The organism is Brevibacterium sanguinis, from assembly GCF_003315415.1.
Taxonomy (GTDB): Bacteria; Actinomycetota; Actinomycetes; order Actinomycetales; family Brevibacteriaceae; genus Brevibacterium; species Brevibacterium celere_A.
Map to the genome: position 1 here is coordinate 277,212 of NZ_QNSB01000004.1, position 12,347 is coordinate 289,558.

A 12,347-nucleotide genomic window follows, 5' to 3' on the forward strand; every position below is an offset into this window, starting at 1 on the left:
CTGGTCCCCGGCTTATCTGCCGAAGTCACACTGGTGTCCCCACAGGTGCACGTGAGTGCGTATCCACTCGTGGACTTGCGAGCGTCTCCAGCTCGACGAGCCTGTTAGCCCACTCCTCGGTCATCAAAATGAGCGTGGCGCCATTGTCGGCTTTGAGTCGGCAGGAGCCTCGAGGGAGGTCGAGGCCAGCCTCCAACTGTGAGTGCGTGCAAGCGATCTGATCCTTTCCAGCAGTGAAGTGGAAGCGGATGAACTCGCCGCAGACCCGAGCGCGGAGCCGCTTGAAGTCATGGTGTTCGAGCATCCACCGAGGCGTGTTTGACTCGTTCACCCGTTCTATTATGGTGACGAGTCGGCACGGCACACCGCGCAGTATGAATACTAGATCGCCAAGTCGCGAGCTAGATTCCAAGGAAGACGAGGCACTCACGGGGAGAAGTAGGAATGGTTGACAGTACATGGGCACCCGGGGACTGGCTGACACTGACCACAGCGGCTGGCACGATGGTTCTTGCAATTGCGGCGATTTGGCAAGGGTGCATCACCAGACGACAGATTAAAGCAAACGAGCAGCAATTAAAGATTAGCGCGAGGCAAGCAACCTCCGGCGAGAAATCAGCTAGCGCCGCAGTCGATGTACACCGAGAATCTATCCGGGCGCGGGTTGATCAGTTTGCACCCCGCGTGGTTGCGTTCTTCGAGAAGCCGGAAGGACCATACTGGAACACTGCCCAAACAGGAATTCCCTACGCAAATGATAACCGGCTCCTCGATCGTCAAGCCACCGAAACTCCACGGAATAAAAGTCACGAATTTGTCTTCCCGCAAGACAGCGGGACGTTTCTCTGGTTCCGAGGGCGTGGAGCGCTAATTAACGAAGGGGAAACAAGTGCGCGCGTGCGCTTGGAAACACAATGGCGATTCATAGAGGGAGTTAACTTCATAACAGGAGAATTCACCCCGCTGCCGCACCTCACAGACAACTCAATAAATTCAGAGGCGATTTTACCTCCCGGCGCTGCCGCTCTATTCGAATGGGCAGACGGTCATACCGTGGGAGAATGGGCCGATGCGTATAGCAACCCAGAGCCTCCCCGGCCTGGCGGCGATATATGGCTATGGATCACCGTTTTTGATCCGCGAGGAGTTGGAGTCATAGATACTATCGAAGCACGCTTCGCACCCGAAGTGATATCACCTGTCTCTAGCAGGGTCGGTCATTGGATGGTTAACGACTCGTCGCACTTCGGGCCAGTTTATGCCCTTCCTATCACGAGAGAATACGTCAACGAGGGCGCGAACACTGAAAACCTGAAGCACATGCGTCAGCACTTTAGAGCCTATGAGGAGAAACTAGCCTCCGAAGGAGAGAATGAGGATAGATCGTAAGCCAATGAGAAATACGCCCTCACCGCCCAAAAGCGTGAGGGGGAAATTCTCATTCCACTATCCTCAACGAGAGGGCCCAGCACGAGGCAAAATCATATTGATGTTATGCAAAGATCTATACACTGCTTCGCCATGCTTGCAATGTTCCCCCTGCGTATAGCCGTCATGCTCAACGCGACGGTTCATTCCAAGGAATCGGGACAACCTGCCGCGACTGACGTTTACCAGCCACACCTGGAACGAGTATGTTGCACGGGATGAGCGAACGACGAAACTTCGACTCGCGCCAAACCGTTTCGCTCACACTTTACGCGTTTAACGGATACTCAGGTGGCTCCCCCATCCCCCTGGGCAATCGACTCAATGTCGAGCGAGACACGATACTTGGCGTCAAGGTCTGCTAGTTCGTCATAACAGATCCTGACTCTGGCGGCGCGCAGATTCGCATCGCCCTGCCTGGATACTGGCCTCGACTTCTTCCCGCGACAGACCAGTAAAATTCCTACTCCCCTTAGTGCTTCGGTTCTGTGATCGAACTTGGCCCTACACGGTGGCGCGGTGCACCTTTAAGCGCTCAGCCAACTCGTTTACAGGCACTTCGGCAGCCTAGGCATCCACCAGCGCGGCTCGATCCTGGACGTTCAGACGAGTTTGAACGCCGGGCGATTTTCTGATCGCCGGGCCGCGCACGCCTCGATATCTTTACGAGAGGGCGATGAGGTTGCCCGCCTCGATGCCACTCGATCAGTCGTCGCTGCTCCGCAGCTGTCGGCGGGCCGAGAGGAGCTCGACCTCGGGGAGTTCGGCGACGTAGCGCTCGACCTGGTCGAGGATCTCGACCACGCGACCGCTGTCCGCAGCGACCAGGCCCACTCCGATGGCGGCTCTCCGATACAGGTCCAGGTGGTCGACCTCGGCCACCGAGACGTCATGCCTGCGCCTGATCCCTGCCAGGATCGGACGCACCACGGCCCGCTTGGCCTTCAGCGAATGCACGTCGCCCAGTCGCAGGTCGAATTCGATCCACCCGATCCACATCGTTCCATTATGCCGCCGAGGAACGCGGCACCGGAATCGACCGGACCGGCTGTCGCCGGGCCGGCCCGATGCCACCGTGCCGCATCGGCCTTTCCGACAGCGGAATGCCGCCCACTAGAATCGGCACCGAACGATCGACGGTTCGAGTCGATCCATGGTTCGAGGGAGGATCCGCATGTCCGACGATGAGGCGGTCTCCGAGCTGCACCGACGGCTGCTCACCGCCTGGAACAGTCGCGATGACGCGGCGATGGCCGAGTGCTTCTCGGACGATGGCCTGCTGATCGGTTTCGACGGCAGCGTGGCCGACGGTCGAGAGGCCATCCTCGACCATCTCACTCCGATCTTCGCCGATCACCCCACGGCCGCTTATGTCGCGATCGTCCGCTCCGTCCGCAGGGCGGGCGACGCCTCGGTGCTCCTCGCTGATGCCGGAATGGTCCCGCCGGGAGCGGACGAGATCAACCCCGAGGCGAACGCACGGCAGACTGTCGTGGCCGCGTCCACCCCCGGTGGTTGGCGGGTGACACTGTTCCAGACCACTCCAGCGGCTCTGCACTGGGACGACGCGGGTCGTCAGGCCCTGACCGCAGAGCTCGACGCCGCCTGCGCCGAGCGAGGACCGCTGCGCGGCTGAGCGGCTCGTCAGCGCCCGATGGACCCGCGTCCGAGGGAGCGTTCGAGGGGAATGGAACCGTCCTGCCACGGGGTGAGGACCCAGGCGATGAGGTAGGCGCCGATCCCGATGACCGGCAGCAGGGAGGCCACGAGGGTGAGCAGGCGGACGAGCCACACATTCATCCCCAGTGACTTGGCGAGTCCTCCTGCGATGCCGCCGACGAGCCTCTGCGGTCCGCGTCGGTAGCCTGATTTCCGGATTGCGTTGAAGATGCTGTTCATGTCTTCGACCCTACGCGTCGCGCCTCTGCGTCACCTTGGAGCCAGCCGTCGTTCGCATGGGGGCTATCCCCCGCGGCACGTGCTCTCCTAGTCTTGACGTGTCCCATCGATCGACGAGGAAGATCCGCCATGCCACAGCACCCGACCACCGTCCGTCCGCTCGAGGGCTCCGACGAGCCTCGCTGGCGTGAGCTCTTCCGCGGCTACCGCGAGTTCTACCGGCTCCAGGATTCCGAGGACGTCGTCTCACGCGTGTGGTCATGGCTGACCGATCCCGACCACGAATGCCAGGGTCTCGTCGCCGAGGCCCAGGGCGAAGTCGTGGCCCTCGCCCACTTCCGCCGGTTCTCCCGCCCCTCGACCGGAACCGTCGGGATCTGGCTCGATGATCTCTTCACCGCCCCCGAGGCGCGCGGCCGCGGCGCCGCCCGTGCCCTGATCTCCCGACTGCAGCAGATCGCCGGAGCCGAGGGGCGCTCGGTCGTCCGCTGGATCACCGCGGAGGACAACCATCAGGCCCAGGCGCTCTACGACCAGGTCGCCGCGCGCACGCACTGGGTGACCTACGATGCGGTCCCGGCCAGCGCCGCGCCCTCGGGAGAGGGACTGGCTCCCGATCACGGGTCGGCGGACAGGTGACGGCGGAGAGGCGGGAGACCACGATGGTGACGAACGCGATGGAGACGAACGAGTACGGTCAGCCGATCGGTGAGGCGCTGTCGGACTGGAGACCGGCCCGGCTGCCCGACGCGCAGCGGCTGGAGGGCCGATACTGCGTGCTCGAGCGCCTTGATCCGGACCGGCATGCCGAGGACCTCTATGCCGCGCACTCGTCCGCACCGGACGGCCGCGACTGGACGTACATGCCGGTGGGACCCTTCGACTCCGTCGAGGACCATCACGCCTGGGTGATCGATGCCGCCGCGCAGACCGACCCGCGCCACTATGCGGTCGTCGACACCCGGACCGGGCGCGCCCTGGGCACGCTCTCCCTCATGCGCCACGATCCGGAGAACGGTGCCATCGAGGTCGGGTACGTCGCGTTCTCGCCGCTGCTGCAGCGCACCCCGGCGTCGACGGAGGCCCAGTACCTCCTCATGCGCCATGCCTTCGACGACCTCGGCTACCGGCGCTACGAATGGAAGTGCAACTCGCTCAACGAGCCGTCGCTGCGGGCCGCGGCTCGACTCGGATTCACGTTCGAAGGGACCTTCCGCCAGGCTCAGGTGGTCAAGGGACGCAATCGGGACACGTCCTGGTTCTCTCTGCTCGACACGGAGTGGCCGCGGGTCCGCTCGGCCTTCGAGGCCTGGCTCGCCCCCTCGAACTTCACTGCCGCGGGAGAGCAGATCACCTCATTGCAGGCGGCACAGGCGCCTCAGGCGAAGACGCTGAGGGCGTAGAGGACGAAGAGGAGCAGGTGCGGGGCGCCGTGGAGAGCCGTGACCCGGCCGCCGCCGAACGTCGTGAGGGTGAGCAGGAGGGTGACTCCGAGGAGGACGAGGTTCGCGGGGGTCTCGGCGAGGACGACGCTCTGCCCGGTGAGCAGGCCGATCGCCAGCACCGCCGGGATCGTCAGCCCCACCGTCGAGACGAGCGCCCCGTGGCACAGGTTGCTCACCCTCTGGATCTCTCCCATGTGCGCGGCGCGGATGGTGGTGATCGTCTCGGGCAGGAAGACGATCATCGCGATGAGGATCCCCGACAGCGCGGTCGGCGCCCCCACCCGGCCGAGCCCGTCGTCGAGGAGGGCGGCCATGTCATGGGAGAGGAGGACGATGGGGACGACGGTGAGCACGAGCACCACCGTCCGCGCGATCACCTCGGCGCGGTGGACGGAGAGCACCTGAACGATCGACGCGGGGACCGCCTCGGCGGATGTGGGCGACGACGCCGAGGCGACCTCCCGGAAGTCCTCGCTCTGGGCACCCATCTGCCTGACCAGGAAGAAGGCGTAGAGGATCACCGTGAGGACGATGATCGGGACCTCCTGAGCCGCCGAGTACTCCCCTCTCGCGCCGATCACCGCGGGCAGGGCGAACGCCACGGCCGTGAGGACGACGAGCATCGACAGGTACGCCGACGCCCCCGCCCGGTTGGGCCGGAGCCGGGCATGGCACAGCCCGCCGACGAGCAGGGCCGCGCCGACGACGAGGTTGAGGATGATCATCGACACCGCCATGACGGAGTCGCGCGCGATCGTCGCGTGCTCGCCGGGCCCCAGCATCACCGCGGAGATGAGGATGACCTCGATGAGCACGATCGACAGGGTGAGCACCAGGGTGCCGTAGGGGTCGCCGAGGCGGTGGGCCAGATGCTCGGCCTCGGCCACGACCCCGAACGCGCAGACGACGATGACGACGACGATCGCGGTGAGGACCGCGACGAGGGCGGGCCCGGGAAGGGACGCGGAGAGGGCCGGTCCAGCGATGATCGTGAGGAGGAAGGCGCCCCAGCCCAGTCCCAGTCGGAGGAGGGCGGTCGGAGTGAGAACGGTTCGGAATGTCGTTTGTCGAAGTGTCTGCGTCAACGCTCATCCGGGCTTCTGCAGGGCCGTCCCAGCTCGTGCTCCCACCGGCGGGTCGTCCCGCAGGCAACTGTCCCCACCATGCTAACGGGTGCCGTCGCGCGTCGCCTCTGCCCGCCCCACGGACGAAGCGCACTCGCGTTCGACGGGCAGTTCCTCGCCGCCAACGCCGGATTCGACCTCACGGAGAACCCGGCCGTCCTCGATCTGGCGCACGCGGTCCTGCACCGGCGGCTGGAGGGCTGAACCGCCCGGAGTTCCGGGCGCCGGGCCCTGGTGCCCGGGACACCGGACGGAGGACCGTGGACCTCACGCACCCCGCCGATCAGCGGCAGGGCATTCACGCAGGAGGTCTCATGTCCACCGTTCCCGACGCCAACACCACTCCCGGCAACGACCGCCGCCCCGCGCCCGTCGCCCCGACCGACGCCGTCGCCGGCTCCCGGCCGCGGCCGCCGGAGTTCCGTCCTCCCCGGACCTGGGCCTGGATCGGGGTCGCTGCCGGAGCGCTCGGCATCGCCACGATCCAGGCGTCGCTGGCCACCTCGATCGACTGGGCGAACTCGGCGGGAGACGCCGAGGCGATCCTCGCCGACGCCGCGGGCAAGCAGTCCGCGTTCATCGTCTTCCATGTGCTGTCGATGCTCACCTTCCTCGCCCTGCCGGTCTTCGGCGCCGGACTCAAGCGCCGGCTCGACCAGCAGGGACCGGCGAGCGGGCTGCACGGGCAGATCGCCCTCGGCGGGATCATCCTCACCGCCGCCGCCCTGCTCCTCGGCAGCGGGCTCAACACCCAGTTCGCCCTCGGCTTCTCGGACACCTCGATGTACGTGCCCGAATCCGTCGCGTTCTACACGGACTGGGTCGGGACGATCCCCTGGCTGTGGGTCGGCACCGGGCTTTCGGCGATCGCCGTCGCCGCCGCCTCGCTGCGGCACGGAGCGGTCCACAAGTGGATCGGAGTCGTCTCGCTCGTCCTCGGCGTGCTCATCGTCCTCACCGGGGTCTCCCCCTTCCAGTACCTGGCCGGTTTCATCGGTCCGGTCTGGGTGCTCATCGCCTCCCTCGGATTCGCCCTCGGCGATCGCCGGTGACCGTGGGCGCGCCTCGGCGACCGGAGACTGCCGACCACCCTGCGATGGCCCCATCGCAGGGTGTTCCGCCGGGTCAGCCCGCGGGGTACTGTTCAGTCATGACGACGTCCGTCTCCGCGACGACGCCCGTCCGCCGGGTGGGACGCCCCCGGGCGGGAATCGCGGTGCTCATCGCGGCAGCGCTGCCGGCGGTGGCCGGGGTGGTGCTGCAGATCGCCAGCCGGGTCCCGCTCACTCCCGATGCGCTGTTCCTCGCCGTCGACGCCATGGTCGGACTCGTCTACGGCACGGTCGCGGCCGTCATCCTCTCCCGACGCGGCCACATCGTCGCCTGGCTCATCGCGCTCACCGCTGTCGGCGGAGGCCTGGCCGCTCTGGGAGGCGGATGGGCGTCGTTCGCCGTGGCGAACCGGCTCCCCGCCGAAGCGCTCGGGTTCGGGCTCTTCGGCTCGGCGTGGGTGCCGGGCACCCTCGCCCTGTTCCTCGTCGTCCCGTGGCTGGTCCGAGAGACACCCCTCACCCGCTTCGCCGCGGCCGGTCCGGCCGTGGGGATCGTCGTCACCGCGGCGCTGACCGTGCAGCGCTTCGCCTTCCCCATGAGCGACAATGCCCCGATCCTCGTCGCAGTCGTGGTCTGGGGCCTCGTCACGGCCGCCGCCGTGCTCTGGCGCCACCGCCTGGGTCCGGTGGGCGAGCGCGACGGCCTCGGTCTCCTCGCACTGGGCACCGCGGTGATGGCGCTGTCGTTCCTGCCGTTGCTGCTCGTCCCGTACACCTCGGAAGGCGTCCTCTTCCTCGTCCCGATCTCCCACCTCGCCTGCCAGGCCCTGTTCCCGGGCGCACTGCTCGTCACCGTGCTGCGCAATCGGCTGTGGGGCATCGACCTGGCAGTGAGCCGAGGAGTGCTGGCCGGACTGCTCACCCTCATCATGGTCGTCGTCTACGCCGCCCTGGTGTGGACGGCGTCGAGACTCGTCGGCAGCTCGGCCATCGCCCAGCTGGTCGCCGCCGTCGGCGTCGTCCTCGCCGTCCAACCCGTCAGGTCCCTCCTCGGCGCCCGGGTGCGTCGGCTGGTGTGGGGCGAGGCCGCCTCCGCCGGTCGCGCCGCACTCCACATCGGCGCGACCCTGTCCACGGGCAGTCGGCCCGCCGAGCTCCTCGACCGGCTGGCCGCAGCGGTCGGAGAGACCCTGCGCCTCGAGTCCGCGACGCTGACGCTTCCCGACGGCGAGACCGCCGGACACTGGGGCACCCCGACGAGCCCACCCGAGGAGCGGACGGTGACCCGCCGCGCCGACTCGGACGCCGGGATCGAGGACCGCTTGGGAACACTGAGCTTCACCCCGCGACCGGGTGAGCGGCTCGACCGGCGCACCCTCGACGCCCTCGACCGGATCGAGCCGCTCCTCGCCGTGGGACTCAGCCTCATCCAGGCCACCGCCGAGGTGACCGCCGCCAAGGACGCCGCGACGCGGTCGGCGGTCGCCGCCGACCGCGCCAGAGAGGCGACCACGCGGGCGCGCCTGGCCGAACGCCAGCTGATCCGGCGTGAGCTCCACGACGGGATCGGGCCCTGGCTCTCCGGGCTGCACCTGGGCATCCAGGGCGCCCGTAACATCCTCCCCGCGGACCCCGCTGCCGCCGATGAGCTTCTCGCGGCACTGCAGACCGAGGCGGCCCAGCGGGTCCAGGACATCCGGATGGTCTCCCGCAGCCTGCTTCCGCCGATCCTCGAGGAACGCGGTCTCGCGGCCGCCGTCGACGAACTCGCCGCCCGCTACGCGCAGACGGGCTTCACCCTCGAGGTCGAGGGACTGCTCGTCGAGGATCCCGACTCCCTGCGCCGGCTCGATGACCGGGTGGCCGCCGCGGCCTATGCGGTCATCGCCGAGTCTTCCCTCAACAGCTCGAGGCACTCCGGCGTCGACAGGTCGACTGCTCGGGTCGACTGGGACGCCTCGCTCGCAGGCGACGGGGGGCCCGAGGGCATCCTCGTCGACTGCTGGGATCAGGGGGTGGGCCGAGCGGCGGATGCCCCCGACGGCGTCGGGACCGTGTCGATGCGCGAACGCGTCGAGGAGCTGGGCGGCAGCTTCGCCACCGGACCGGCCCCCGGCGGCGGAACCCTCGTCCGCACCCGGCTGCCGCTGAATCCGCGGGAGGAGACATCATGACTGCTCAGGCGTCCGGGAACCCGGCGCGCGAGGACCGCCCGATCGGGGTCGTCGTCATCGACGATCATCCGGTCTTCCGCATGGGGATGACCGCCCTGCTCAACTCCCTTCCGGGGATCGCCGTGATCGGACAGGCATCGAGCGCGGACCATGCCCGTCAGCTCTTCGGACTCCCCGGCGCTGGAGAGGCGGATCGGCGGATCGAGAGGATCGGTGCCGCCGAGGTCGATGTCGTTCTCATGGACCTCGACCTCGGCGACGGGTCCGGGGCCGACCTCACCCGCGAGCTGCTCCACACGCATCCGGGCCTCAGGGTCCTCGTGGTGACGATGCACGAGGACGATGACGCGGTCGTCGCCTCGGTGAGGGCCGGCGCGCGGGGCTTCCTCGTGAAGTCGGCCCCTCCCGATTCGGTCGAGAGGGCCGTGCGAGCCGTGGCCGCGGGCGAGCTCATCCTCTCGCCGAGCGTCGCTGCGCACGCGCTCGACTATGTCGTGGGCGGGCAGCGGGCGACGCGGCTGCCGTTCCCCCAGCTCACTCCCCGGGAGCGCGAGGTCCTCGACCTCGTCGCCGCCGGCCTCGACAACACGGCGATCGCCGCCCGGCTCTCGCTCAGCCCCAAGACCGTGCGCAACACGATCGCGACCGTGCTCGCGAAGCTGTCCCTGCGTGACCGCTCCGCGGCCATCGTCCGCGCCCGTGCCGAGGGTCTGGGCGGTGGAGCCGACCAGGTCGCGCTCCGAGGCTCGTCGGGCCCGGCGGACTAGACTGGTCACGGCGCGAGGAAACTCCCCCGCGTCGAGGCGTTCCACCGGTACACCGATCGACCCGACAATCCGTCCGAAGGAGCACCAGTGCATCAGGCCGCCGCCGACCGCTACGATTCGATGACCTACCGCCGGGTCGGCCGTTCAGGGCTCGTCCTGCCGGCCCTGTCCCTGGGCCTGTGGCACAACTTCGGCGATGACGTCCCGTTCCAGAACCAGCGCGACATCGTTCGACGCGCCTTCGACCTCGGCATCACGCACTTCGACCTCGCCAACAACTACGGTCCGCCCCCGGGATCCGCGGAGACGAACTTCGGCCGTCTGCTTCGCGAGGACCTCGGTCGCTACCGGGACGAGCTGGTCATCTCGACCAAAGCCGGGTGGGCGATGCACCCGGGTCCCTACGGCGGCCCCGGCGGCAGCCGCAAGTACCTGCTCTCCAGTCTCGATGCCTCGCTCGGCAGGCTGGGCCTCGACTACGTCGACATCTTCTACTCGCACCGCCCGGACGCCTCGACTCCGCTCGAGGAGACGGTCGCGGCACTCGACGCCGCCGTTCGCTCGGGTCGGGCCCTCTACGTCGGGATCTCCTCCTACTCGGCCGCAGACACGAGCGCTGCCGCCGCCATCGCGCGCGAGCTCGGCACGCCGCTGCTCATCCACCAGCCCTCGTACTCGATGCTCAACAGGTGGATCGAGACCGATCGGCTCCTCGACACGACCGAATCAGAGGGACTCGGCGTCATCGCGTTTTCCGCTCTGGCCCAGGGTCTGCTCACCGACAGGTACCTCGGCGGTGTGCCGGAGGACTCGCGTGCCGGGAAGGGGACTCCGTCATTCAAGGAGGAGTTCCTCTCCGAGGACAACATCACGCACATCCGCGCCCTCGCCGCGATCGCCGAGCGTCGCGGTCAGTCCCTGGCGCAGATGGCACTCGCCTGGGCGCTGCGCGACGACCGGGTGTCCTCGCTGGTCATCGGTGCCAGCCGGGTCGAGCAGCTCGACCACAACGTCGGCGCCCTCGAGGCCGAGCCATTCACGGACGAGGAACTCACCGAGATCGACACGCACGCCGTCGACGCCGGCATCGACATCTGGGGCGACGCCCGCCGCAGCACCCAGGGCTGAGAGCCTCACGTCCCCGGGGCTGAGGTCGTCAGCATCCCGGGCTGACGTCGTCGGGGGCCGAGAGCCTCAGGGTTCGGGGACGAGACCCGCGATCGTCAGCAGGTGCCGGTAGGTCGCCCCCGAACTCTGGCTCGGAAGCCGCGTCCACCCCTCGAGCACCGGGTTCGCCTCCGGGGACTCGGTGACCGCCGCCCGGAGATCGGGAACGGTGTCGATGTCGAGGTCGACCATGAGCTGCACGGCCCGTTCGATCACCTCGGCCTTGAGCGGCGCGCCGGGGTGGGTGTTCGCGGGCTTCCGGTTCTCCACCACCTCGACGGCCCAGGGTCGGGCACCGCCGACTCCGGCGATCGAGTACTGCAGCGCCCTCGCCCCGTCACTGCGCCCGTGCCTGGAGACATAGCGCCGGACGACGTTGCGAACGGCATGGGGGTTCGACCCGGTGGTGAAGACGGCCGCGATGATGCACAGCGCGAGGCTGTCCGGGAATCGCAGCAGGTCGGCGGCCTCCTTCCCGCTGCCGCCCGGAGCGGCCTCGGCAGCGGTCCGCTCGACCGGACCTGCGGCCTCCTCCCCCGTGCTCGCGCTGCTCGGCCTGCCCGCGCTGCTCTGCGTGTGCGTGTCCGTGACCGTCATCGGTCCGTCCTTCCCTCAAGCCGCCCTGGAGCGGCGATGCTCCGGGCCCGCATCCGGGTCCGTGTGGGCATTCACGGTAGACGACGCCCCGGACACGAGCCGTCCGGCGTTACGATGGCAGTATCCGCTCATGGACGGGGGCCGTCATGGTTCAGGTGCAAGTCCTCGGCGTCGCGCTCGACGCCAAGCAGCAGCACATCGTGCTGCTCAAGCCGCTGTTCGAGCACCTCGGCGAGTCCCGTGTGCTTCCGATCTGGATCGGCGAGCAGGAGGCGACGTCGATCCTCATCGGCGCCTCGGGCGCCCACGCCCCGCGCCCGCTGTCCCACGACCTCATGAAGACGCTGCTCGACACCCTCGACGCCGGTGTCGCCGAGGTCGAGGTGCAGCGCATCGACGGCGGAACCTTCTACGCGGCGATCACCCTCACGGGCCCTGCCGGTCGCCATGTCGTCGACGCCCGGCCATCGGACGCGATCGCCCTGGCCGTCCGCATGGGCGCTCCCCTGTTCGTCGCCGATGAGGTGCTCGAGGAGGCCGGCATCCCCGGTTCGCTCATCGATGAGAGTGCGGCAGACGACGAGGCCGAGGACGAGCTCGCCGAGTTCAAGAAGTTCATCGAGGGCGTGGACCCCGAGGACTTCCGAGGCTGACCCCCCCTTGCGCGACGGGCGCGGGTGCACCATCGTCGGAT

14 protein-coding genes are annotated in these 12,347 nt (G+C 68.0%); 10 read left to right on the forward strand and 4 right to left on the reverse strand.

The features are described from left to right. Positions 1 to 444 precede the first annotated feature (444 nt). Positions 445 to 1,389, forward strand: coding sequence for a hypothetical protein (locus DFO65_RS16950; protein WP_147233308.1), 945 nt, complete (start codon positions 445 to 447; stop codon positions 1,387 to 1,389). 744 nt (positions 1,390 to 2,133) lie between these two features. Here the strand turns inward: DFO65_RS16950 and DFO65_RS07685 are convergent. Next, positions 2,134 to 2,427 (reverse strand): DUF503 domain-containing protein, encoded by a 294-nt coding sequence (locus DFO65_RS07685; RefSeq protein WP_113903826.1) that lies wholly within the window; start codon positions 2,425 to 2,427, stop codon positions 2,134 to 2,136. A gap of 175 nt (positions 2,428 to 2,602) precedes the next feature. On the opposite strand from DFO65_RS07685, the gene DFO65_RS07690 reads away from it, so the two are divergent. Beyond that, positions 2,603 to 3,064: an SgcJ/EcaC family oxidoreductase gene (locus DFO65_RS07690; protein ID WP_181778665.1), complete on the forward strand. Its 462-nt coding sequence runs from the start codon at positions 2,603 to 2,605 to the stop codon at positions 3,062 to 3,064. An 8-nt stretch (positions 3,065 to 3,072) separates the two neighbouring features. Here the strand turns inward: DFO65_RS07690 and DFO65_RS07695 are convergent, their stop codons facing one another. Further along, complete coding sequence (locus DFO65_RS07695) at positions 3,073 to 3,327, reverse strand: PspC domain-containing protein (protein ID WP_113903828.1); 255 nt, start codon at positions 3,325 to 3,327, stop codon at positions 3,073 to 3,075. 129 nt (positions 3,328 to 3,456) lie between these two features. Between DFO65_RS07695 and DFO65_RS07700 the strand changes: the two genes are divergently transcribed. Together DFO65_RS07700 and DFO65_RS07705 are read left to right on the forward strand one after the other, a co-directional pair. Then, positions 3,457 to 3,966: a GNAT family N-acetyltransferase gene (locus DFO65_RS07700; protein WP_113903829.1), complete on the forward strand. Its 510-nt coding sequence runs from the start codon at positions 3,457 to 3,459 to the stop codon at positions 3,964 to 3,966. 23 nt (positions 3,967 to 3,989) lie between these two features. Then, positions 3,990 to 4,730: a GNAT family N-acetyltransferase gene (locus DFO65_RS07705; protein ID WP_113903925.1), complete on the forward strand. Its 741-nt coding sequence runs from the start codon at positions 3,990 to 3,992 to the stop codon at positions 4,728 to 4,730. On the opposite strand, the gene DFO65_RS07710 is transcribed toward DFO65_RS07705, so the two are convergent. Beyond that, positions 4,706 to 5,857, reverse strand: a complete 1,152-nt coding sequence (locus DFO65_RS07710; protein WP_113903830.1) for a calcium:cation antiporter — start codon at positions 5,855 to 5,857, stop codon at positions 4,706 to 4,708. The two genes, DFO65_RS07705 and DFO65_RS07710, sit on opposite strands and share 25 nt — an antisense overlap. Positions 5,858 to 5,935: 78 nt before the next feature. On the opposite strand from DFO65_RS07710, the gene DFO65_RS17085 reads away from it, so the two are divergent. The 5 genes from DFO65_RS17085 to mgrA all read left to right on the forward strand — a co-directional run bounded on the left by DFO65_RS17085 (position 5,936) and on the right by mgrA (position 11,017). Then, a complete protein-coding gene (locus DFO65_RS17085) occupies positions 5,936 to 6,100 on the forward strand; it encodes a hypothetical protein (protein WP_181778666.1) in 165 nt (54 codons plus the stop codon). A 110-nt stretch (positions 6,101 to 6,210) separates the two neighbouring features. Then, on the forward strand, positions 6,211 to 6,948 hold the full coding sequence (locus DFO65_RS07715; RefSeq protein WP_220151252.1) for a hypothetical protein: 738 nt from the start codon (positions 6,211 to 6,213) through the stop codon (positions 6,946 to 6,948). A gap of 98 nt (positions 6,949 to 7,046) precedes the next feature. Next, complete coding sequence (locus tag DFO65_RS07720; protein ID WP_113903831.1) at positions 7,047 to 9,122, forward strand: sensor histidine kinase; 2,076 nt, start codon at positions 7,047 to 7,049, stop codon at positions 9,120 to 9,122. Continuing rightward, complete coding sequence (locus tag DFO65_RS07725) at positions 9,119 to 9,889, forward strand: response regulator transcription factor (RefSeq protein WP_113903832.1); 771 nt, start codon at positions 9,119 to 9,121, stop codon at positions 9,887 to 9,889. Before DFO65_RS07720 ends, DFO65_RS07725 begins: the two co-directional genes overlap by 4 nt. A gap of 87 nt (positions 9,890 to 9,976) precedes the next feature. Then, positions 9,977 to 11,017 carry an L-glyceraldehyde 3-phosphate reductase gene (gene mgrA / locus DFO65_RS07730; protein ID WP_113903833.1) on the forward strand — a complete coding sequence of 347 codons (1,041 nt, stop codon included), beginning with the start codon at positions 9,977 to 9,979 and terminating at the stop codon, positions 11,015 to 11,017. A 66-nt stretch (positions 11,018 to 11,083) separates the two neighbouring features. Here the strand turns inward: mgrA and DFO65_RS07735 are convergent, their stop codons facing one another. Beyond that, a complete protein-coding gene (locus DFO65_RS07735; RefSeq protein ID WP_113903834.1) occupies positions 11,084 to 11,653 on the reverse strand; it encodes a hypothetical protein in 570 nt (189 codons plus the stop codon). A 146-nt stretch (positions 11,654 to 11,799) separates the two neighbouring features. On the opposite strand from DFO65_RS07735, the gene DFO65_RS07740 reads away from it, so the two are divergent. After that, positions 11,800 to 12,306: a bifunctional nuclease family protein gene (locus DFO65_RS07740; protein WP_113903835.1), complete on the forward strand. Its 507-nt coding sequence runs from the start codon at positions 11,800 to 11,802 to the stop codon at positions 12,304 to 12,306. Positions 12,307 to 12,347: the final 41 nt, after the last annotated feature.